This window comes from Streptomyces sp. NPDC047315 (assembly GCF_040643215.1).
Taxonomy (GTDB): Bacteria; Actinomycetota; Actinomycetes; order Streptomycetales; family Streptomycetaceae; genus Streptomyces.
Genome location: NZ_JBEYTZ010000009.1, coordinates 167,621 through 188,520 on the forward strand (window position 1 = coordinate 167,621; position 20,900 = coordinate 188,520).

At 72.0% G+C, this 20,900-nt stretch carries 18 protein-coding genes; 13 read left to right on the plus strand and 5 right to left on the minus strand.

Annotation, left to right across the window (positions count from 1 at the left end; genetic code table 11):
• Positions 1 to 95 precede the first annotated feature (95 nt).
• Positions 96 to 1,553 carry an aminopeptidase P family protein gene (locus ABZ842_RS12970; protein WP_361536185.1) on the plus strand — a complete coding sequence of 486 codons (1,458 nt, stop codon included), beginning with the start codon at positions 96 to 98 and terminating at the stop codon, positions 1,551 to 1,553.
• A gap of 36 nt (positions 1,554 to 1,589) precedes the next feature.
• Here ABZ842_RS12970 and ABZ842_RS12975 read toward each other — a convergent pair whose 3' ends face one another.
• Positions 1,590 to 2,153: an ATP-binding protein gene (locus ABZ842_RS12975; RefSeq protein ID WP_361536187.1), complete on the minus strand. Its 564-nt coding sequence runs from the start codon at positions 2,151 to 2,153 to the stop codon at positions 1,590 to 1,592.
• 192 nt (positions 2,154 to 2,345) lie between these two features.
• On the opposite strand from ABZ842_RS12975, the gene ABZ842_RS12980 reads away from it, so the two are divergent.
• From ABZ842_RS12980 to ABZ842_RS13020, 9 genes are all read left to right on the plus strand, one after another.
• The gene (locus tag ABZ842_RS12980; protein ID WP_361536189.1) at positions 2,346 to 3,194 is read left to right on the plus strand and encodes a hypothetical protein; all 849 of its coding nucleotides are present in this window, start codon (positions 2,346 to 2,348) and stop codon (positions 3,192 to 3,194) included.
• A 137-nt stretch (positions 3,195 to 3,331) separates the two neighbouring features.
• Positions 3,332 to 4,087: a YcnI family protein gene (locus ABZ842_RS12985; protein ID WP_361536191.1), complete on the plus strand. Its 756-nt coding sequence runs from the start codon at positions 3,332 to 3,334 to the stop codon at positions 4,085 to 4,087.
• Positions 4,088 to 4,184: 97 nt separating this feature from the next.
• On the plus strand, positions 4,185 to 4,835 hold the full coding sequence (locus tag ABZ842_RS12990; RefSeq protein ID WP_361536193.1) for an SCO family protein: 651 nt from the start codon (positions 4,185 to 4,187) through the stop codon (positions 4,833 to 4,835).
• On the plus strand, positions 4,832 to 5,383 hold the full coding sequence (locus ABZ842_RS12995; protein WP_361536195.1) for a copper chaperone PCu(A)C: 552 nt from the start codon (positions 4,832 to 4,834) through the stop codon (positions 5,381 to 5,383). The genes ABZ842_RS12990 and ABZ842_RS12995 overlap by 4 nt, the downstream gene beginning before the upstream one ends.
• Positions 5,384 to 5,402: 19 nt before the next feature.
• Entirely contained in the window at positions 5,403 to 7,412 is a 2,010-nt protein-coding gene (locus tag ABZ842_RS13000; RefSeq protein ID WP_361536197.1) for a copper resistance protein CopC, read from the plus strand.
• 99 nt (positions 7,413 to 7,511) lie between these two features.
• Positions 7,512 to 8,723, plus strand: a complete 1,212-nt coding sequence (gene efeB / locus ABZ842_RS13005; protein ID WP_361536199.1) for an iron uptake transporter deferrochelatase/peroxidase subunit — start codon at positions 7,512 to 7,514, stop codon at positions 8,721 to 8,723.
• A gap of 73 nt (positions 8,724 to 8,796) precedes the next feature.
• The gene (gene pheA / locus ABZ842_RS13010; RefSeq protein ID WP_361536201.1) at positions 8,797 to 9,732 is read left to right on the plus strand and encodes a prephenate dehydratase; all 936 of its coding nucleotides are present in this window, start codon (positions 8,797 to 8,799) and stop codon (positions 9,730 to 9,732) included.
• A gap of 585 nt (positions 9,733 to 10,317) precedes the next feature.
• Positions 10,318 to 11,595 (plus strand): serine--tRNA ligase, encoded by a 1,278-nt coding sequence (serS, locus tag ABZ842_RS13015; protein ID WP_361536203.1) that lies wholly within the window; start codon positions 10,318 to 10,320, stop codon positions 11,593 to 11,595.
• Positions 11,592 to 12,407: an HAD family hydrolase gene (locus ABZ842_RS13020; protein WP_361536205.1), complete on the plus strand. Its 816-nt coding sequence runs from the start codon at positions 11,592 to 11,594 to the stop codon at positions 12,405 to 12,407. Before serS ends, ABZ842_RS13020 begins: the two co-directional genes overlap by 4 nt.
• A 426-nt stretch (positions 12,408 to 12,833) precedes the next feature.
• Here the strand turns inward: ABZ842_RS13020 and ABZ842_RS13025 are convergent, their stop codons facing one another.
• The 4 genes from ABZ842_RS13025 to ABZ842_RS13040 all read right to left on the minus strand — a co-directional run bounded on the left by ABZ842_RS13025 (position 12,834) and on the right by ABZ842_RS13040 (position 16,584).
• Positions 12,834 to 13,553, minus strand: a complete 720-nt coding sequence (locus ABZ842_RS13025) for an ABC transporter permease (protein WP_361536207.1) — start codon at positions 13,551 to 13,553, stop codon at positions 12,834 to 12,836.
• Between the two features lie 16 nt (positions 13,554 to 13,569).
• Positions 13,570 to 14,481: an ABC transporter ATP-binding protein gene (locus ABZ842_RS13030; RefSeq protein WP_361536209.1), complete on the minus strand. Its 912-nt coding sequence runs from the start codon at positions 14,479 to 14,481 to the stop codon at positions 13,570 to 13,572.
• 67 nt (positions 14,482 to 14,548) lie between these two features.
• On the minus strand, positions 14,549 to 15,451 hold the full coding sequence (locus tag ABZ842_RS13035; RefSeq protein WP_361536211.1) for an ABC transporter permease: 903 nt from the start codon (positions 15,449 to 15,451) through the stop codon (positions 14,549 to 14,551).
• Positions 15,448 to 16,584 carry an ABC transporter ATP-binding protein gene (locus ABZ842_RS13040; protein ID WP_361536408.1) on the minus strand — a complete coding sequence of 379 codons (1,137 nt, stop codon included), beginning with the start codon at positions 16,582 to 16,584 and terminating at the stop codon, positions 15,448 to 15,450. The genes ABZ842_RS13035 and ABZ842_RS13040 overlap by 4 nt, the downstream gene beginning before the upstream one ends.
• Before the next feature lie 478 nt (positions 16,585 to 17,062).
• On the opposite strand from ABZ842_RS13040, the gene ABZ842_RS13045 reads away from it, so the two are divergent.
• The 3 genes from ABZ842_RS13045 to ABZ842_RS13055 all read left to right on the plus strand — a co-directional run bounded on the left by ABZ842_RS13045 (position 17,063) and on the right by ABZ842_RS13055 (position 20,779).
• The gene (locus tag ABZ842_RS13045) at positions 17,063 to 17,923 is read left to right on the plus strand and encodes a M24 family metallopeptidase (RefSeq protein ID WP_361536410.1); all 861 of its coding nucleotides are present in this window, start codon (positions 17,063 to 17,065) and stop codon (positions 17,921 to 17,923) included.
• Between the two features lie 91 nt (positions 17,924 to 18,014).
• A complete protein-coding gene (locus tag ABZ842_RS13050) occupies positions 18,015 to 19,829 on the plus strand; it encodes an SDR family oxidoreductase (protein WP_361536213.1) in 1,815 nt (604 codons plus the stop codon).
• On the plus strand, positions 19,826 to 20,779 hold the full coding sequence (locus ABZ842_RS13055; RefSeq protein ID WP_361536215.1) for a MerR family transcriptional regulator: 954 nt from the start codon (positions 19,826 to 19,828) through the stop codon (positions 20,777 to 20,779). The genes ABZ842_RS13050 and ABZ842_RS13055 overlap by 4 nt, the downstream gene beginning before the upstream one ends.
• Positions 20,780 to 20,900 lie beyond the last annotated feature (121 nt).

Below are 20,900 nucleotides of genomic sequence, written 5' to 3' on the forward strand. Positions count from 1 at the left end.
ACGCCCCAAATGTCGTGCTCCTCACACCCGTGGAGAGTGTCTTCACATGGCACATACGATGGACTCCGGTCCGATGACGTATCGAGGAGGCAGACGTGGCCGAGGAGCTCAACCCGAGCACTCCGGAAGAAGAAGAGCAGCCGGTCAAGCCGCGCAAGAACGGCCTCTACCCGGATGTCTCCGATGAGCTTGCCGCCAACATGGCAAGCGGCTGGGCGGACACCGAGCGCCACGACCTGGCGCCGATCCCGCAGGCCCCGCACACCGCGGCCCGCCGCGCGGCCCTGTCGAAGCGGTTCCCCGGCGAGCGCCTGGTGGTCCCCTCCGGGAAGCTGAAGACCCGCTCGAACGACACCGAGTACCCCTTCCGGGCCTCCACCGAGTACGTGTACCTCACCGGCGACCAGACCGAGGACGGCGTCCTCGTGCTGGAGCCCACGGCCGACGGCCACGAGGCCACGGTCTACCTGCTGCCCCGCTCCAACCGCGAGAACGGCGAGTTCTGGCTCTCCGGCCAGGGCGAGCTGTGGGTCGGCCGCCGCACCTCCCTCGGCGAGGCCGAGCGGTTGCTGGGCCTGGCCACCGCGGACGTGCGGGAGCTGGCGGACGCGCTGCGCGAGGCGACCGGCCCGGTCCGCGTCGTCCGCGGCCACGACGCCGGCATCGAGACGGCGCTGACCGACAAGGTCACCGCCGAGCGCGACGAAGAGCTGCGGGTGTACCTCTCCGAGGCCCGCGCGGTGAAGGACGAGTTCGAGGTCGGCGAGCTGCAGAAGGCGTGCGACTCCACCGCCCGCGGCTTCGAGGACGTCGTCAAGGTCCTCGACAAGGCCGAGGCGACCAGCGAGCGCTACATCGAGGGAACGTTCTTCCTGCGCGCCCGCGTCGAGGGCAACGACGTCGGCTACGGCTCGATCTGCGCCGCCGGACCCCACGCCACCACGCTCCACTGGGTCCGCAACGACGGCCCGGTCCGCTCCGGTGACCTGCTGCTCCTGGACGCCGGCGTGGAGACCACCACCCTCTACACCGCGGACGTCACCCGCACCCTGCCGATCAACGGCCGCTTCACCGAGCTCCAGCGCAAGATCTACGACGCGGTGTACGACGCCCAGGAGGCGGGCATCGCGGCGGTCAAGCCGGGCGCGAAGTACCGCGACTTCCACGACGCGGCCCAGCGGGTGCTGGCCGAGCGGCTGGTGGAGTGGGGCCTCGTGGAGGGGCCGGTCGAGCGGGTCCTGGAGCTGGGGCTCCAGCGCCGCTGGACGCTGCACGGCACCGGCCACATGCTCGGCCTGGACGTGCACGACTGCGCCGCCGCGCGCACCGAGGCGTACGTCGACGGCACCCTGGAGCCGGGCATGTGCCTGACCGTCGAGCCGGGGCTGTACTTCCAGGCCGACGACGTGACCGTGCCGGCGGAGTACCGCGGCATCGGCGTCCGGATCGAGGACGACATCCTCGTCACGGAGGACGGCAACCGGAACCTCTCCGACTCGCTGCCGCGGCAGGCCGACGAGATCGAGACGTGGATGGCCTCGCTCAAGGGCTGAGCCGGGGCCAAGCGGAGGGCGCGCGACCGGGGTCTCTCAGGAGACCTTGAGGAGCGCGTCCTCCCGCCATTTCAGGACCTTGTCGAAGCTGACGACGGCGCCCCGGCCCGGGCGGTTGCTGAAGTCGACGTGGTCCGCGAGCTCCTCGATCAGACAGAGCCCGCGCCCGCTCTCCGCGAGGGCCACGGACTGCCGCTCCGGTCTCTCCCGGCCCTCCCTCGCGTCTCTCGCGTCTCTCGTGTCTCTCACGTCTCTCCCCTCCCTGCCGTCCTGGCGCAGACCCGCCGCGTGGGAGCAGCCGCCGTGCCGCGCGGCCCTGGCGGGGAAGCCCGGCCCGGAGTCGGCCACTTCGATGCGACACCTCTCGCCGTCCAAATACGCCGTGACGCGATAAGCCCCCGAGGCTCCCGAAGGATCGCCCGGGGCCGGCCCGCCGCCGTGCTCGACGGCGTTCGCACATGCTTCGCTCAGCGCCACCGAAAGGTCGAAGGAGATGTCGGGATCCACACCCGCGGTCTCCATCGCGCCGATGAGCAGTCGCCGGGCGAGCGGGATGCTCGCAGCTTCGCGCCGCAAGTGCAGAGACCACCAGATGCTCATGCTCTAGCCTCCTGGCTGCGGCTCGACATACCGATACGTATTGCCCCAAGACACGGTCCGTAAGCGCGGAGTTGCTGTGATTGCGCTCATTCGGCGGAAGCGCGCCAGTGGCGCGAAGGTGTAGGAGGCTTGCGCTTCTGCAAGGGCCTGCCGTACTGCGCCGGGGGGGCGTGGTGGGATGATGGGGCGGCCATGTCGTCCCTGTCGTACCCACCCGGCGCGCCCGGTGCTGCCGCTCCGACCGGAGCCCCCGGTGAGCGCACCGGCGGCGGTGTCCGGTTGCTGCGGGCCGCGGTGTTCGCCGCGGTCTGCGTCGCGCTGTCCGCGACGGGGCACGCCGTCGCCGCCTGTGCCGGCGTCCCGTGGTGGACCGTGGCGGTGGGCTTCGCCGGGACGTTCGCCCTCGTGCTGCCCTTCGCCGGCCGGGCGCGCTCCCTGCCGGCCGTCGCCGTCGCGCTGGGCATCGGCCAACTCGCGCTGCACGCGCTCTTCGGCGCGGGCCAGCAGCACGAGGTGCGGCTCGGCCCCACGGCCGACGACGCGCTGCTGAGGATGGCCGCGAAGCTGGTGTGCGGCGTCGGCGCCGCGCCCCTCTCCCCCGACGAGGCCCGGCAGATCGTGACCTCGGCCGGGATCGCCCCGCCGACGGCGCCCGGCCACCCCGCGCACCCGACGCAGGAGGCCCTGGGCCAGCCCGAGCTGCTGCCCTCCCTGCCGATGCTGCTGGCGCACCTGCTGGCCGCGGTGGCGACGGGCTGGCTGCTGCGCCGCGGCGACCTCGCGCTGCTCCGGCTGATCCGGCTGTCCGCCTCCTCCGCGCAGGAGGCCCGGGAGCTGGTGGACGAGGCGGCCCGGCTGCGCTCGCTGCGGGCGGCGCTCACGCTCGTACGGGCGCTGTGCTCCGGTCTCGTACGGCTGCCGGCACCCGGGGCGCGCACCCCGCGCGCCGTGGACGACCCGCCGCCGCCCGCCGCGGCCGAGGCGCTCCAGCACGCGGTGATCAGGCGCGGGCCGCCGGCCCCGTACGCCCTCGCCGCCTGACGCGGTCCGCTCGACGGGAGTGCGACCGCGGTGCCCGCGCACCTCGCGCGCCTCCGCGCCCCCTGGGTTGAGGAGTGCCCTGCCGCGTACGCCCGGGCGCGCCCACCGTTCCTCCCACACCGTGGAGTGCCGTCATCATGAACGCTTCTTCTTACCTGTCCCGTAAGTCCCTTTCGTCCCGCGCGTTGCAGGGCGTGGCCGTCGCGGCGGGTGCCGGGGTCGTCTCGCTGCTGCTGGCCGGGCCCGCCGCCGCGCACGTCGGCGTCCAGCCGCAGGGCGAGGCCGCCCGCGGCGGCTACGCCACGGTCTTCGTCAAGGTGCCGAACGAGCGCGACAACGCCTCCACCGTGAAGCTGGAGCTCAACTTGCCGGCCGAGCACCCCATGACCTCGGTGATGCCGCAGCCCGTGCCGGGCTGGCAGGCCGAGGTCACCAAGACGAAGCTCGCCGAGCCGCTGACGGTGCACGGCAAGCAGGTCACCGAGGCGGTCTCCAAGGTCACCTGGACCGCGGACGGTTCCAAGATCGGCCCGGGGCAGTTCCAGCAGTTCCCGCTCTCCCTCGGGCCGCTGCCCGAGAAGGCCGACCAGATCGTCTTCAAGGCGCTCCAGACGTACGACAACAAGGAGGTCGTGCGCTGGATCGAGGCCCCGGCTGAGGACGGGGCCGAGCCCGAGTCGCCCGCGCCCGTGCTGAAGCTCACCGCCGCGCAGGGCCACGGCCACGGCGCGGCCGGCAACGAGTCCGCCGACAAGGGGTCCGACCAGGCCGCGAAGGGCGACTCGGACGACGGGACGGATGCGACTGCACGGGTCCTCGGCGTGGTCGGCATCCTGGTGGGGGCCGCGGGAGTCGCCTTCGGCGTGCTGGCCGGCCGCCGGCGCGCCTCCTGACGCCTCCCCGACCGACCGTACGAACCAGAACAGCACCCCTCCTCGAACTCCTCGAACTCCTCGAACTCCTCGAACTCCTCGAACCAGGACTCCCTCCATGCGCAAGAAGACCGCCCTGGCGGCAGCACTCGCCGCGACCGCAGCGCTCACCCTCTCCGCCTGCTCCAGCAGCAGCACCAGCGGTAAGAGCTCCGTCGCCGAGGTCTCCGTACCGGAAGCCAAGCCGGGCACCGTGCTCGACCAGCCCTTCGAGAAGCCGGACCTCGTGCTCACGGACACCAAGGGCAAGCCGTACGACCTGCGGGCCGAGACGAAGGGCAAGCCGACCCTGATCTTCTTCGGCTACACCCACTGCCCGGACGTCTGCCCGCTGACCATGAGCAACATCGCCATGGCCGAGAAGAAGCTCTCCGCGGCCGACCAGGAGAAGCTGCAGGTCGTCTTCATCACCACCGACCCGGAGCGGGACACCCCCGCCCAGCTCGCCAAGTGGCTGCCGGGCGCGGGCGACCCCTCCTTCGTCGGCCTCAGCGGCGACTTCACGAAGATCCAGGCCGCGGCCAAGTCGATCGGCATCGGCATCGACCCGGCCAAGAAGGAGGGCGACGCCGTCGTCTCCATGCACGGCGCCCAGGTGATGGCGTTCTCCCCGAAGACGGACCGGGGATACGTCGTCTACGGCGAGGACACCACCCCCGACGACTACAAGAAGGACCTGCCGAAGCTGGTGCGCGGGGAGAAGCCGTGAGCCGCCGCACCCGACTGCCCTGGATAGCCGGTGCGGTCGCGGCGGCGCTGGCGCTCGCCGGCTGCTCGTCGGGCTCCGACGACGGCGTGACGAAGGGCGGGGCGAAGGGCGAGGCGAGCGGCCCCGAGCTGAGCGTCAGCGGTGCCTTCATGCCGCAGCCCGTCAGCGACATGGCCGCCGGCTTCCTGACCGTGCGCAACGAAGGCGGCGCGGCCGACCGGCTGACGTCCGTGTCCAGCCCCCTCTCCGACGAGGTGACGATCCACGAGTCGAAGGGGCAGACGATGCGGAAGGTCGACGGCTTCGACGTCCCCGCCGACGGGGAGCTGGCCCTCAAGCGCGGCGGCAGCCACATCATGCTCGACCGGCTGAAGCAGCGGCCGGTGAAGGGCGAGAAGGTCACCGTCGAGCTGCGCTTCGAGAAGTCCGACCCGATCCGGGTCGAGCTTCCCGTCATGGAGCCGACGTACGTGCCGCCGAAGGAGAAGGCGGACGCGTCGCACGACGGCGGCTCGACCGGTACCGGTTCCACGTCCGGGCACCACTGAGCGAAGGACGCGACGACACATGGCAACCACCGCCCCGACCCGACGGGCGCCGCTCCGGCCGCTGCTCGCCGCTGCCGTGCTCATCGGCACCGTGCTGGCCGCGCTGCTGACCGCGGCCGGCCCCGCGAGCGCGCACGCGGCCCTCACCGGCAGCAGCCCCGCCGACGGGGCGGTGGTGGCCACCGCTCCCAGGGAAGTGACGCTCGGCTTCTCCGAGCACATCGCCATGGGGGACGACTCGATCCGGGTCCTCGAACCGAGCGGCAAGCGGGCGGACGCGGCGAAGGTCCGTGACACGTCGGCCGGCGGCAAGGTCTCCTACGCGGTCGACCTGCTGGCCGACCTGCCGAACGGCACCTACACCGTGGCCTGGCAGGCGGTCTCCGCCGACAGCCACCCCATCTCCGGCGCGTTCACCTTCTCCATCGGCGCACCGTCGGCGACCTCGGTCTCCCTGCCCGACGGGGCGGCCGGCGGCGGTGCCGTCGGCGTGCTCTACGACGTCGCCCGGTACGTCGCCTACGCGGGCTTCGTGCTGCTCGTCGGCGGCGCCGCGTTCGTGCTGCTGTGCTGGCCCCGGGGGGCGTCCGTACGGCCCGTGCAGCGGCTGGTCGCGTACGGCTGGGTCGCGCTGACCGCGGCCACGCTGGCGATGCTGATGCTGCGCTCCCCGTACACGGGCTCGGGCGAACTCGCCGACGCCTTCGACCTGGGCGGGCTCCAGGACGTCCTGGAGACGAAGACGGGCACGGCGCTCGTCTCCCGGCTGCTGCTGCTCGGCGTGGCGGCGCTGTTCGTCGCGGTGCTGTTCGGGGCGTACGCACAGCGCCAGCACGCCGATCCCGCGGATGACGAGAGCGGGGACGACGAGAACGGGCGCGACGAGAACGGAGGTGAGGGGCGCGACGCGCGGCGGAAGGACCTCACCTTCGGGCTGGCCGTGGGCGGGTCGGTGGTCTCCGCGGGGATCGCCGCGACCTGGGCCCTGTCGGAGCACGCGTCGACGGGCATCCAGACCGGCCTGGCGATGCCGGTGGACGTACTGCACCTGCTCGCCGTCGCGGGCTGGCTCGGCGGGCTCGCGGCGCTGCTGACGGCGCTGCACCGGGCGCCGGCCCTCGACCCGTCGGCGGTGCGGAAGTTCTCCCGGGCCGCCTTCGTCTGCGTCGTCGTCCTCGCGGTGACCGGGCTCTACCAGTCCTGGCGGCAGGTCGGCTCCTGGTCGGCGCTGACGGGGACGGACTACGGGCGGCTGCTGATCGCGAAGGTCGTGCTGGTGGCCGCGCTGGTGGCGATCGCCCGGGCGTCGCGGCGCTGGACCGCGCAACTGGCCGAGCCCGTGAACGAGGCCGATGAAGCCGACGGGCCCGATGAAACCGACGGAGCCGATGCGCCTGGGGAGGCGCAGGAGTCGGACGGGACGGGTGCCGGCGACGATCCCGTACGCGCCGCCCAACTCGCCCGGCAGCGGGCGGCGATGGCCACCGTCCGCCGCAAGAAGGCGCGCGACGCCGACCCCGTACGGACCCGGCTGCGCCGCTCCGTCCTGGTCGAGGCGGGCGTCGCCGCGGTCGTGCTGGCCGTGACGACCGTGCTGACGGCCACCGAACCGGGCCGTACGGAGCAGGAGGCGGGCCGCTCGCCGGCCGCGTCCGCGGGCCAGAGCGGTGCTCCGTCCCGGTCCGAAGGACCGGCCGAGGTCGAGGTCCCCTTCGACACCGGCGCCGCGAACGGCAAGGGCACCGTACGGCTCACGCTGGGGCCCGCGGCCCCCGGCGGGAACGAGCTGCACGTGTGGGTCGCGGCGGCGGACGGCAAGCCGTTGGACGCACCCGAGGTGCGGGTGTCCTTCACCCTCGCCGACAAGCAGATCGGCCCGCTGCCGGTCACCCTCGCGAAGGTGGCGGCCGGCCACTGGAGCGCGGCTTCCGTACAGATTCCGATGCCCGGCGAATGGCAGGTCAAGGTGACCGTGCGGACGTCGGACATCGACCAGACGACCGTCGACGAGCACGTGAGGATCGGCTGAGCGACCGTGGCACCCCTGGACTCCCCCCGCAAACCGGTCGAACCGGCCGCACCCCCCGCTACCGAACCCTCCGCAGCTGAAGGGCCGTCGCGGCGGCGGGTGCTGTCGACCGCGGCGGCGGCCGGCGCCACCGGGCTCGCGCTCGGCGGGGCGGGCGGCGCGGTCGCGCACGCCGTCGCCGCCGACGACGCGCCGACCGCCCTGACGACGGTCGGCGCGAGCTCGGTGCCGTTCCACGGCGCCCACCAGGCGGGCATCACCACGCCCATGCAGGCCCACGGCCAGCTGCTCGCCTTCGACCTGGCGGCGGGGGCCGGCCGCAAGGAGGCCGCGGCCCTGCTGCGCCGCTGGTCGACGCTGGCAGCGGCGCTGATGGCCGGCGAGCCCGCCCCGTCGGCCGACACGGGCGTGGCCCTGGACGCCGGGCCGTCCTCGCTGACGTTCACCTTCGGCTTCGGCCGCACCTTCTTCGACCGCACGGGGCTGACGGCGCGGCGCCCGGCCGGCCTCGACCCGCTGCCGCCCTTCTCCTCGGACCAGCTCGACCCGCGGCGCTCCGAGGGCGACGTCTGGGTGCAGATCGGCGCGGACGACGCGCTCGTCGCCTTCCACGCGGTGCGCGCGCTCCAGCGGGAGGCGGGCGCGGCGGCGCGAGTGCGCTGGCAGATGGCCGGCTTCAACCGCACGCCGGGCGCCACCAGCCGCCCGATGACCGCGCGGAACCTGATGGGCCAGGTCGACGGCACCAACAACCCCAAGCCCGCCGACCCGGACTTCGACGAGCGGATCTTCGTCCCCGCCGCCGGGAGCGGGCCGGAGTCGGAGTGGCTGGCGGGCGGCTCGTACGCGGTCGTACGCCGGATCCGGATGCTGCTCGACCCCTGGGAGCGGCTGTCGCCGCGCGAGCAGGAGCGGGTCATCGGGCGGCGCAAGTCCGACGGCGCCCCGCTGACGGGCGGCTCGGAGACGACGCCGCTGGCGCTGGACGAGCGGGGGGCGGACGGTCAGTTGGTGATCCCGTCGAACGCCCACGCCCGGATCTCGGCGCCGGAGCAGAACAACGGCGCGGCGATGTTGCGCCGCCCCTTCTCGTACCACGACGGCGCCGCCGCGGACGGGGCGCCGGACGCCGGGCTGCTCTTCGTCTGCTGGCAGGCGGATCCGCTGCGGGGCTTCGTGCCGGTGCAGCGCAGGCTGGACCGGGGCGACGCGCTGTCGGCGTTCGTACGGCACGAGGCCAGCGGGCTCTTCGCGGTGCCGGGCGGGCCCGGCGAGGGCGAGTACGTGGGCCAGCGGCTGCTGGAGGCCTGACCCGTGGCGCCGGGCCCGTGCGTGATCGATCAGCCGGCGGCGGCCCGGGGCCGACACGTTCTAGGGTGACCGTATGTCAGCCACGCGGTACACCTATCTGGGTCCCGAGGGCACCTTCACCGAGGCCGCCCTCCGCACGCTGCCGGAAGCCGCCACGCGGGAGCTCGTCCCGATGGTCTCGGTCCCGGCCGCACTCGACGCCGTACGCAACGAGGACGCCGCGGCGGCCCTCGTACCGATCGAGAACTCCGTCGAGGGCGGGGTGACCGCGACCCTGGACGAGCTGGCGGCGGGCGAGCCGCTGATGATCTACCGCGAGGTGGTGCTGCCGATCGCGTTCGCGCTGCTGGTGCGGCCGGGCACCAAGCTCTCCGACGTCGCGACCGTGACCGGGCACCCGGTCGCCCAGCCCCAGGTGCGCAAGTGGCTGCGGGCGAACCTCCCGGACGCCCTGTGGGAGTCGGCCGCCTCCAACGCCGACGGTGCGCGGCTGGTGCAGGAGGGGCGGTACGACGCGGCCTTCGCCGGCGAGTTCGCGGCGGCGACGTACGGGCTGGAGCCGCTGGTCAAGGACATCCACGACGCGCAGAACGCGGAGACCCGGTTCGTGCTGGTGGGGCGCCCGGCGCGGCCCGCCGCGCCAACCGGTGCGGACAAGACGTCGGTGGTCATCTGGCAGCACGACGACCGCCCGGGCGGGCTGTTGGAGCTGTTGCAGGAGTTCGCGGTGCGCGGCGTCAACCTGATGCTGCTCCAGTCCCGTCCGACGGGTGCGGGCATCGGGAACTACTGCTTCGCGATCGACGCGGAGGGGCACATCTCCGACCGGCGCGTGGGGGAGGCGCTGATGGGCCTGAAGCGGATCTGTCCCGAGGTGCGGTTCCTCGGTTCGTATCCGCGGGCCGGGGTGCTGCCGGCGGACGTCGCGGGGCCGCGGACGGGGACGTCGGACACCGAGTTCACCTCGGCGGCGGAGTGGCTGGCCCGCTGCCAGGACGGCCGTCCCTGACCGGAACTGTCCTACCTGCTGACTTTCCCCATCCACAGGGCCATCGGAGTTATCCACAGTTATCCACAGGCGATGACTCCACCCTGGGGACAAGTCGACATCGCCCGCCATCCCGGTCGACAAATCGCTGCACTCGACCCGCCCCTCTCCACAGGACCGGTATGTGGCCCTGCCATCTTCCCGTCACCCACGTTTCATCGATCAACTCTTTGGAGCGAGCAATTCCCACCCGAATGAGTGGGTCGGAGAGGTTTGAGAGAAGAATCCGACAAGACGGCCCCGCATCGAGGAATGATCGATTCCGTAATCCACAGTTTCTTCGCACAGCCTGTGGATAACTTTTTCCCTCATGAACCCCCCTGTGGACAACGAAGGACCAAGTCCCGCAGCCCACAAGGGACATGGGTCAATTCCAGCCGCCCCAAGATGCTTCTTTCCGGGGAACGAAACCGCCGCGATTGACGACAGAGCGGGCTTAGGGCGGGCCCACCCCATACTCCACCAAAACCTCCAAATAGGGACAAAGGGCGGCGCAACGCAATATCGAGTGGCCGGGCGCCGGGCGGGCACCGGTAGCCTGGTGGGGTGATTGACCTTCGCCTGCTCCGTGAGGACCCCGACCGAGTGCGCGCCTCCCAGCGCGTCCGTGGAGAGGACGTCGAACTCGTCGACGCCCTGCTCTCCGCCGACGAGCGGCGCAGGTCGTCCGGCGTCCGCTTCGACGAGCTGCGCTCCGAGCAGAAGGCGCTCGGCAAGCTGATCCCCAGGGCCACCCCCGAGGAGCGCGCCGAGCTGCTCCAGCGGGCCGAGCAGCTGAAGGCCGACGTCAAGGCCGCCGACGCGGCCCAGCACGAGGCCGACGAAGAGACCCGCAAGCTCATGCTGCGCCTCGGGAACCTGGTCCACGAGGACGTCCCGGTCGGCGGCGAGGACGACTTCGTCGTCCTGGAGACCCACGGCACCGTCCGCGACTTCGCCGCCGAGGGCTTCGCCCCCAAGGACCACCTGGAGCTGGGCGAGGCGCTGGGCGCCATCGACGTCGAGCGCGGCGCGAAGGTGTCCGGATCGCGCTTCTACTACCTCACCGGCGTCGGCGCCCTGCTGGAGCTGGCCCTGGTGAACGCGGCGATCGCCCAGGCCACCGCGGCCGGCTTCACCCCGATGCTCACCCCCGCGCTGGTCCGTCCGCGCGCCATGGAGGGCACCGGCTTCCTCGGCCAGGCCGCGGAGAACGTGTACCACCTGGAGAAGGACGACTACTACCTGGTCGGCACCTCCGAGGTCCCGCTCGCCGCGTACCACATGGACGAGATCATCGACGCCGACAAGCTGCCCCTGCGGTACGCCGGCTTCTCGCCCTGCTTCCGCCGCGAGGCCGGCACGTACGGCAAGGACACCCGCGGCATCTTCCGGGTGCACCAGTTCGACAAGGTCGAGATGTTCTCGTACGTCGACCCGGCGGACGCGGAGGCCGAGCACAAGCGGCTGCTGGACTGGGAGAAGCAGTGGCTGACCTCCCTTGAGCTGCCCTTCCAGGTCATCGACGTCGCCTCGGGCGACCTGGGCTCGTCCGCCTCGCGCAAGTTCGACTGCGAGGCGTGGATCCCGACCCAGGGCAAGTACCGCGAGCTGACCTCCGCGTCGAACTGCGACGGCTTCCAGGCGCGCCGCCTGTCGGTCCGGATGCGGGACGGCAAGAAGGTCCAGCCGCTCGCGACGCTGAACGGCACGCTGTGCGCCGTCCCGCGCACCATCGTCGCCATCCTGGAGAACCACCAGCTCGCCGACGGTTCGGTGCGGGTGCCCGAGGTGCTCCGCCCCTACCTCGGCGGGCGGGAGACCCTGGAGCCGATCGCCCGGTGAGCGCCGCGACCGCTTTCCCGTACCGGCTGATCGCCACCGACCTGGACGGCACGCTGCTGCGCGAGGACGGCACCGTCTCCGCGCGCACGCGCGCCGCGCTGGCCGCGGCCACGGAGGCGGGCGCCGCGCACATCGTCGTGACCGGCCGCGGCGTGCCCTGGACCCGCTACATACTCGACGACCTGGGCTACCGGGGCCTCGCGGTCTGCGGCCAGGGCGCGCAGGTGTACCACGCGGGCGAGCACCGACTGCTGACCTCGCTCACCCTGGACCGCAAGATCGCCGCGATCGCGCTGGCCAAGCTGGAGGCCGAGGTCGGGCCGCTGGCGCTGGCGGCCAGCCGCGACGGGCTCGACGGCGACGTGCTGGTGAGCCCGGACTACGCGGCGCACGACGGCCCGCTGCCGTACGTGCCGCTCACCGACGTGGACGAGCTGTGGGCGCAGCCCCTGAACAAGATCTACATACAGCACCCGACGCTCGACGACGACGCACTGACGCTGATCGGCAAGGAGACGATCGGCGGGTTCGTGGACGTGGTGATGGCCGGGCCGGGCGTCGTGGAGATCATCCCCCTGGGGCTGACCAAGGCGACGGGCCTCTCGCTGGCCGCGCGCCGGCTGGGGATGCGGGCCGCGGACACGATCGCCTTCGGGGACATGCCGAACGACGTGCCGATGTTCGGCTGGTCCGCGTACGGCGTGGCGATGGCGAACGCCCACACCGAGCTGAAGGCCGTGGCCGACGAGCTGACCCTGTCGAACGACGAGGACGGCATCGCGGCGAAGCTGGAAGCCCTGCTCGCGGGCTGAGTTCCTGTCCGGCCGCCGTGTTGGCCGCCCTCTGCTTGTGGTGCTTTCCGTACGTACCGGTGGTCCGTACGCACCGGGGAAGGGGGCGGTCCGCGCTTGCGCGCGCTCGAAGCGACCGCCCCCTCGGGCACCGGCGCGGCGCGAGCAGCGGGTGAGACTGCTCCACGGCCGGTCCACCGGCGCCCAGTCGGGAACGGGACGGACCTTCTGAGGTCGACGTCCCGCTCCGCTCCCGGTAGGTGCACCGCCCGCACTGATGTGCGCCCGGTGTCTTCACTCTCTCCCAACAACCCTGTGCCGTCACCTTATTTCCGGATCGGGGACGGGCTCTGGGGCTGGGCTCTGGGGCTGGTACGGGCTAGGTTCTGGGGCTGGTACGGGCTGGGCTCTGGGGCTGGGCGCCGGGACCGAGGGCCGGTGGCCGTCTCACTCCTCGCCGGCGAGCTTCAGCACGCGCAGCTTCTGCCCCGCGTACCAGGTCGCGCCCACGGTGACGACCGACAACAGCACCACGGCGAGCGGCAGTCCGACGGCCGAGCCGACGAACCCTTCGCCCGCGATCTTCTCCGCGAGCGCCAGCGACCACTGCTGCACGCTGAGCGTGCGGGCGCCGGACACCAGGCTGCCGAAGATGCCCTCCCACACCAGTGCGTAGATCAGTCCGATGATGACGGCGTGCCGGCTGACCGTGCCCAGCAGCAGGAACATCGCGCTGTAGGCGATCGAGCCGAAGAGCGCGGCGACGGTGTAGGCGATCGCGATCTGCTGTCCGTTGCCGTTCAGGATGAAGCCGGCGATGAGGGTGGGGATCGCGGAGAACGCCATCGTGACGGCGATCGCCACGATCAGCTTGGTGCAGATGATCGTGTGCCGCTTCACCGGCTTGGCGAGCAGGTAGACGATCGAGCCGTCGTCGATCTCGGGCCCGATCGAGCCGGTGCCCGCGATCACTCCGACGAGGGGCACCATCGTGGCGATGGCGAAGCCCGCGAGCAGGTCGTTGGCGACCTGGTCGTCCGCGCCCTGGAAGGCCCGTACGGCGATCGAGATGAGCAGCAGCAGACCGGGCAGGATGAACAGGATCGCGGCCCGGCGGCGGCCGAGCACGGCCCGATAGGTGAGCTTGGCGACTGTGGGGTGGTACATGGCGTCACAGCTCCTTTCAGGCCGCTACGAGGTAGGAGAAGACGGATTCGAGGGACTCGTCCGACGGCGAGACCGTCAGCAGCCGGATCCCGTTGTCCCGGGCGACGCGCGGCAGCAGTTCGGTGAAGCGGCCGAAGTCGACGGCCTGGATGCGCAGTGCGCCCTCCGTGAGGTCCACCTCGATGCCCGCGGTGGACGGGTCCGCGATGAGCGCGGCGGCGAGCGCGCGGTCGTCGCTGGAGCGCACCAGGTAGCGGTGCGGACGGTCCGTCATCAGCCGGCGGATCTTCCGGAAGTCGCCCGACGCGGCGTGCCGGCCGGCGACGATCACCTCGATGTGCGAGGCGAGTTGTTCGACCTCCTCCAGGATGTGGGAGGAGAAGAGCACCGTGCGGCCCGCGGCCCCCATGCTCCGCAGCAGCTCCATCAGCTGCATGCGCTGGCGCGGGTCCATGCCGTTGAAGGGCTCGTCGAGCAGTAGTACGGACGGCTCGTGGACGAGCGCGGAGGCCATCTTCACGCGCTGCCGCATGCCCTTGCTGTACGTGGCGATCTTGCGGTCCTGCGCGTACTCCATCTCGACGGTGGCCAGCGCCCGCCGGGCCTCCTTCTCGCCGAGGCCGTGCAGTTCGGCGTTGGCGACGACGAAGTCGCGGCCGGTGAGGAAGTCGTACATCGCCTCCCGCTCCGGCACCACGCCGATGTGCCGGTAGACGGACTCGTTGCGCCAGATCGGCTGACCGTCGAGGGTGACGCCGCCCGTGGAGGGGGCGAGGAAGCCGCCCATCATGTTGATGAGGGTGGACTTCCCGGCGCCGTTGGGGCCGAGCAGTCCGGTGACCCCGGGGCCGATGTCCATGGTGACGTCGTTGACGGCGACCACGTTCCCGAACCACCGGGAGGCGTGCTCGATCGAGATAGTGCTCACGGGCGCGGCCCATTCTCTTGAGGCTCTAGGGGCTCGGTGTGCCCCGGGCGGTTGGCGGCGGTCGCGGTCACAGGCCGGCCCTCCGGTAGCGGCGCATCAGCACGGCGTACGAACCGGCGACGAGCCCCAGGACGACCAGCAGGTAGAGCAGGCCGACGGCGGTGCTCGGGCCCTCGCCGCCGGGGAAGCCGGAGGAGGCGCCGAGCAGCGCGGTCTGCACGCCGTCGATCAGGCTGATGGGGGAGAACAGGCCGAACCACTGGATCGTGCCGGTGGACTCGGTGGTGTGGGCGATGGCCTGGACCGTGGAGACGGCGCCGTAGGTGATCGTCAGGGTGGCGATGATCGCGGCCACGCCGAAGCCGCGGCGCGGCGTGAGGGCGGCGATCACCAGGCCGAGCCCGGCGAAGAGGACCGACAGGAGAGCGACGGAGACCATGCCCTGGGCGAACCATTTCGTCTGGTCGGCGAAGTCCATCTTGGCGAGCAGCGCGCCCGCGTAGAGGACCAGCAGCGGTGCGGCGGTGAGGACGAAGAGGGCCGAGGCCATCGCGGCGTACTTCGCGAGGACGTAGTCGACCCGCTCGATCGGGCGCGAGAAGTACAGGGGGACCGTCTTGAACCGCAGGTCGCGGGAGACGGACTGGGGTGCCTGGGCGGCCAGGAAGAGCCCGATGACGGCCTGGGTGACCAGGGCGTAGTTGGTGTATTCGAGCGGCAGCTTGGACGCCTTGGTGGCGACGGCGACGGCGACGATGATGGCCGCGGGGACGCACATCACCGCGAAGAGGATCATCGGCAGCACTTTGGACTTGGCGGAGCGGCCGAGTCCGTAGGCGCCGCGCAGCGACTGCGAGAAGAGCGAACGGCGCGCGTAGGCGCGGCCGAGGCGCTGGCCGTCGTAGTGGCGGTAGCCGATGTTGTGGATGCGGGCGGACTCGGGGGCCGCGCCGGGGGTGTGGGTGCTCATCGGGGCCGCCCCATCGTGTTCGCGGTGGAAGCCGTCGTGTCGGTCGCGTCGATCGCGTCGGTGGTGACCGTGGCGTCGGTCGCCGCGGCTGCGGACGCGGCGGGCATGGCTGCGGATGCGGATGCGGCGGGCGTGGCTGCGGACGCGGCGGGCGCGGCGGGCGCGGCTGCGGTTCCGGTCGCGGGGACGGCTGCGGTCGCCGGTCCGGACTGGAAGACCTCCGCGATGTGGTGGCGGCGCTGTTCCATCCGTACGAGCCCGAGGCCGAGGTCGGCGACGGTGTCGCGGACGACGTCGTACGTCTGCTCGCCCTCCGCTTCGAGCAGCAGGATGTGGCCGGCGCCGGGCAGTCCGTCCTCGGTGTGCGCGTGCAGGCGGACGCCGACGGCGGCGAGGCGCTCGCGCAGGGCCGCGGTGCCGTCGGGGTGCTCGTCGGAGTCCGTGACCTCGACCGCGAGGGTGGTCGTGGTGCGGGTGAAGTCGCTGGTGGAGCTGGAGCGCAGCAGGGTGCCGCCGTCGATGACGACGACGTGGTCACAGGTGCGTTCGAGCTCGCCGAGGAGGTGCGAGGTGACGAGGACCGAGATGCCGAAGTCGGTGTGGACGCGCCGGATCAGCCCCAACATCTCGTCCCGGCCGACCGGGTCGAGGCCGTTGGTCGGCTCGTCCAGAAGCACCAGCTTGGGGTCGTGGACGAGGGCCTGGGCGAGCTTCACCCGCTGCTTCATGCCGGTCGAGTAGCCGCCGATGGGGCGGTAGCGCTCCTCGTAGAGGCCGACGTGGCGCAGGGTGTCCGCGGTGCGTTCACGGGCGGCGGTCGGCGGGAGGCCGGACATGCGCGCCATGTGCACGACGAACTCGGTGGCCGACACGTCCGGGGGCAGGCAGTCGTGTTCGGGCATGTAGCCCACCTGCTCCCGGATGGCGCTGCCGTGGGTGGCCACGTCGAGGCCGAGCACGGCGGCGCTCCCCTCGGTGGCCGGGGAAAGACCCAACAGGATCTTGATCATCGTGGACTTGCCGGCTCCGTTGGCGCCCACCAACCCCGTCACGCCGGGGCCGATGTCCAAGGAGAGCCGGTCAAGCGCGGTCACCTTGGGGAACCGCTTGCTCAGACCTTTGGTCGCGATCACACTCGTCACGGGTTCGACCGTAGTGGTGCGGGACGCGGCGGTCGTCAGCCTGGGCGGTTGGTTCGGCATCCGACTCCAGGGGGAGCGGCCCGTAGGGGTGGCATACGAAAGTGGACGGCCGGGGCGGTGCGGGCGGGGCCGTTTGTCATCCGAAGGACGTCGTACGGACGTCGGTCAGGCGCCGGGCCCGGGGGTCGGCCGGGGGCAGCCGGGATCGGTCGGGGTGGGCCGGACGTCGGCCGGGGGTCAGTCCGGGGCTCGGTTCGGGGCAGCCGAAGGCCGGCCGGGGTCGGTCCGGGGGTCGGTCCGGGGAGTTTTCCACAGGCTGGTGCAGGGCACTTGACGCAGCCGTCGAGCATTGTCACATTCGTCAGTGGCAGGGTGTGGGTCACGTTACGGACGCGTAGAGCGACGGCCGTCGTCGGCTGTCCTTCGGGGCGTCTCGAATGGACGAGGGGGCTGTGCCATGGCTTCGGTGATGGCGTCGGTGGCATCCGGGGCGTCGCGGGCGACGTCGGCGGGAGGACCGGGCGCGGATCTGCGCGGGTTCAAGGAGGTGCAGCGCCTGGCGTACGACTGCGCCGAGGCGGTGGCCGCCCAGTTGAAGCCGGGGGTGACCGAGCGGGAGGCGGCCCGGATGCAGCGGGAGTGGCTGCGGCGGCGCGGCGTGCGGGACTGGTTCCACCTCCCCTTCGCCTGGTTCGGCGACCGCACGGCCTTCACCGGCTTCCGGATACCGCTCCAGTTCTTCCCCACGGACCGGGCGTTGGAGCCGGGGATGCCGTTCATCCTCGACATGGCCCCGGTGCACCGCGGCTTCACCGCCGACGTCGGCTACTCGGGCTGTCTGGGCCCCAGCCCGCTGCACGACAAGCTGGTGACGGACCTGCGCGAGCACCGCGAGTTGATCCTGCGCGAGGTGCGCGAGCGCCGCTCGCTGCGGGAGATCTACGAGGACGTGGACCGCCTCATGGTCCGCCAGGGCTACGCCAATCGCCACCGCGCCTATCCGTTCGGCGTGATCGCCCACAAGGTGGACCGGGTGCGGGAGCGGCGCTGGTCGCCCACCGTCTTCGGGTTCGGTACACAGGCGTTGAAGGGCCTGCTGAGCGACGCGGTCCACGGGCACCGGGAGGGCTGGTCCCCGCTCTGGAGCCCGTACCGCTTCTCGGACCACCCGCCGCAGCCGGGGCTGTGGGCCGTGGAGCCACACCTCGGATTCCGGGGCACGGGAGCGAAGTTCGAGGAGCTGCTGGTGGTCACCGACTCCAAGGACCGGCAGGAGAGCGCCTTCTGGCTGGACGACGACCTGCCGCACGTACGCCGCTGGGCTGCGTGAGCGGACACGGCACCACCGATCGCAGAGCACGGCACACGGCACAGCACACGGCACAGCACTGAGGGAAGACACCGAGGGAAGTGTGGAGCGCATGAGCGACGAGGCGGTGGGCGCGGGCATCCCGGGCGCCCGTGAGCGTTGGGTCCGTACGGGCGGGATCGAGCTGTGCGTCGCCGAGTTGGGCGAGCCGACGCAGCCCACGGTGGTGCTCCTGCACGGCTACCCCGACAGCAAGGAGGTCTGGTCCGAGGTCGCCCGCCGGCTCGTCGACGACCACGGCTGCCACGTGGTGCTGTACGACGTGCGGGGCCACGGCCGCTCGTCCGCGCCGAAGCCGCTGCGCGGCGGCTTCACACTGGAGAAGTTGACGGACGACTTCCTCGCCGTCGTCGACGAGGTGAGCCCGGACCGCCCGGTGCACCTCGTGGGGCACGACTGGGGCTCGGTGCAGTCCTGGGAGTTCGTCACCGTCCCGCGGACCGAGGGCCGGATCGCCTCCTTCACCTCGATCTCGGGCCCGTCGCTCGACCACTTCGGCCAGTGGATCAAGAAGCGGATGCGCCGCCCCACCCCGCGCCGGGTGGGCCAGTTGCTGGGCCAGGGCGCCAAGTCCTGGTACGTGTACGCGCTGCACGCCCCGGCGCTGCCGGAGCTGCTGTGGCGCGGTCCACTCGGCCGCACGTGGCCGAAGGTCCTGGAGCGGATGGAGAAGCCGCCGACGGCCGGCTATCCGACCTCCTCCCTGCCCGAGGACGCGGCGCACGGCGCCTGGCTCTACCGCGACAACATCCGGGCGCGGCTGTTGCGCCCCCGCTCCGACGCGTACGCGCACGTGCCGGTCCAGCTGATCACCCCGACCGGCGACGTCTTCCTGTCCCCCCGGCTGTACGACGAGTTGGGCGAGTGGGCGCCGCGGCTGACCCGTCGCACCCTGCCCGGGCGGCACTGGGTCCCCCGCTCCCGTCCGGACCGACTGGCCGCGTGGATCTCCGACTTCGTCCACGCCCACGAGGACAGCCCCACGGGCACCGCGGGGACGGCGGTGGGCACCGCCGCTGCGCCCGTCGTCCGCGGGGCGTACGGAGAGCGGTTCGGCGGCCAGCTCGTGCTGGTGACGGGTGCGGCCAGCGGCATCGGGCGGGCCACGGCCTTCGCCTTCGCGGAGGCGGGCGCGCGGATCGTGGCCGTGGACCGGGACGCGGACGGCGCGGTGCGGACCGCCGAGATGTGCCGGCTGATCGGTTCGCCCGCGGCCTGGGGCGAGGCGGTCGACGTCGGAGACGAGGCGGCGATGGAGAAGTTGGCGGAGCGGGTCGCCGTCGAGTACGGCGTGGTGGACGTCCTGGTCAACAACGCCGGCGTGGGCCTGTCGGGCTCCTTCCTGGACACCTCGCCCGAGGACTGGCGCAAGGTCCTCGACGTCAACTTGTGGGGCGTCATCCACGGCTGTCGCCTCTTCGCCCGGCAGATGGCGGAGCGCGGCCAGGGCGGCCACGTCGTCAACGTCGCGTCGGCCGCGGCCTATCAGCCGTCGAAGGCGCTGCCCGCGTACAGCACCTCCAAGGCGGCGGTGCTGATGCTCAGCCAGTGCCTGCGGGCCGAACTCGCGGGCCGCGGCATCGGCGTCTCCGCGATCTGCCCCGGCATCGTCAACACCAACATCACGTCCACCGCGCGGTTCGCCGGCGTCGACGAGGCGGAGGAGAAGCGACGGCAGCGGCGCAGCTCCCGGCTGTACGGCCTGCGGAACTACCCCCCGGAGAAGGTGGCCGAAGCGATCCTCGCCGCGGTGGTGCGCAACCAGGCGGTGGTGCCGGTGACGCCGGAGGCGCGGGGTGCGCTGTGGATGTCCCGGTTCACCCCGCGGGCGCTGCGCGGGGTCGCCCGATTGGAGCCGCCGCTGTGAGACCCGGTGAGTACCGGATCGAGGACCTGGCCCACCACAGCGGTGCCACGGTCCGCACGATCCGCGCCTATCAGGACCGCGGCCTGCTGCCGAAGCCCGAGCGGCGGGGCCGGTCCAACGTGTACGGCTCCGCCCACCTGGCGCGGCTGCGGCAGATCGCCGACCTCCTCGACCGCGGCTACACCCTCGCCTCCATCAAGGAGCTGCTGGAGGCGTGGGACACCGGCCGCGGCCTCGGCGGGGTCCTGGGGCTCGTCGCCGAGGTGCACGGCCCCTGGACGGACGAACAGGCCGCACGGATCACCCGCACCGAACTCGCCGCGACGTTCGGCGAAGGCCCGGACGAGGCCGCCGTGGCGGAGGCGGTCGAGCTGGGCGTACTGGAGCCGGTCCCGGGCCGGGACGACGAATTCCTGGTGCCGAGCCCCCAGGAGCTCGCCGTAGCGGCCGAGTTGCACGCCGCGGGCGTCCCGCTGTCCGCAATCTCCGGCCATCTGCGGGAGCTTCGCGGCCAGGTCGAGCACATAGCGTCGCGCTTCCTGGAGTTCACGACGGAGCACGTCTTCGCCCGCTACCTGGGCCATCGCCCGCCGAACGACGCGGACGCGGCAGAAGCCGCGTCCCTGGTCCGTCGCCTGCGCCCGCTCGCCCAACAGACCGTCGACGCCGAACTCGCTCGCGCGATGCGCACGTTCGCCACCCGCCACCTCCATCACCATCTGACGGCGAACGCCCCGACGTCGGAGTCGTCGGAAGCGGATGCACCGCGGACCGTCGCCCTTCCGCCGGAGACGATCCGAGCCGTGCAGAGCCTGGTTGGTGCGGAGCACGTGGCGGCGTTCGTCACTGCGGCCACCGAACGGGAGGTGCAGGCGAGGACGTTGGACGCGCTGGCCACAAGATCCCTTACTGATCACAAAGTTACCCAAAACGACGTCGACACAGAGTAGTTGTCCACAGATTCGCCAATTACCCTGTGGATAAGTCTTGTTGGCTGTGGATCAAACCTCTGCGCGAAGAAAGTTTCTCAGTGGCGGAGCGAGCCGGAAGCGCGCCACCCTAGTGGCATGA

Coding starts and splice junctions, on each gene's coding strand:
- ABZ842_RS12975 (WP_361536187.1), bottom strand. CDS start 2,153: ATGAGCATCTGGTGGTCTCTGCACTTGCGGCGCGAAGCTGCGAGCATC.
- ABZ842_RS12980 (WP_361536189.1), top strand. CDS start 2,346: ATGTCGTCCCTGTCGTACCCACCCGGCGCGCCCGGTGCTGCCGCTCCG.
- ABZ842_RS12985 (WP_361536191.1), top strand. CDS start 3,332: ATGAACGCTTCTTCTTACCTGTCCCGTAAGTCCCTTTCGTCCCGCGCG.
- ABZ842_RS12990 (WP_361536193.1), top strand. CDS start 4,185: ATGCGCAAGAAGACCGCCCTGGCGGCAGCACTCGCCGCGACCGCAGCG.
- ABZ842_RS13000 (WP_361536197.1), top strand. CDS start 5,403: ATGGCAACCACCGCCCCGACCCGACGGGCGCCGCTCCGGCCGCTGCTC.
- pheA (WP_361536201.1), top strand. CDS start 8,797: ATGTCAGCCACGCGGTACACCTATCTGGGTCCCGAGGGCACCTTCACC.
- ABZ842_RS13025 (WP_361536207.1), bottom strand. CDS start 13,553: ATGTACCACCCCACAGTCGCCAAGCTCACCTATCGGGCCGTGCTCGGC.
- ABZ842_RS13035 (WP_361536211.1), bottom strand. CDS start 15,451: ATGAGCACCCACACCCCCGGCGCGGCCCCCGAGTCCGCCCGCATCCAC.
- ABZ842_RS13045 (WP_361536410.1), top strand. CDS start 17,063: ATGGCGTCGGTGGCATCCGGGGCGTCGCGGGCGACGTCGGCGGGAGGA.
- ABZ842_RS13050 (WP_361536213.1), top strand. CDS start 18,015: ATGAGCGACGAGGCGGTGGGCGCGGGCATCCCGGGCGCCCGTGAGCGT.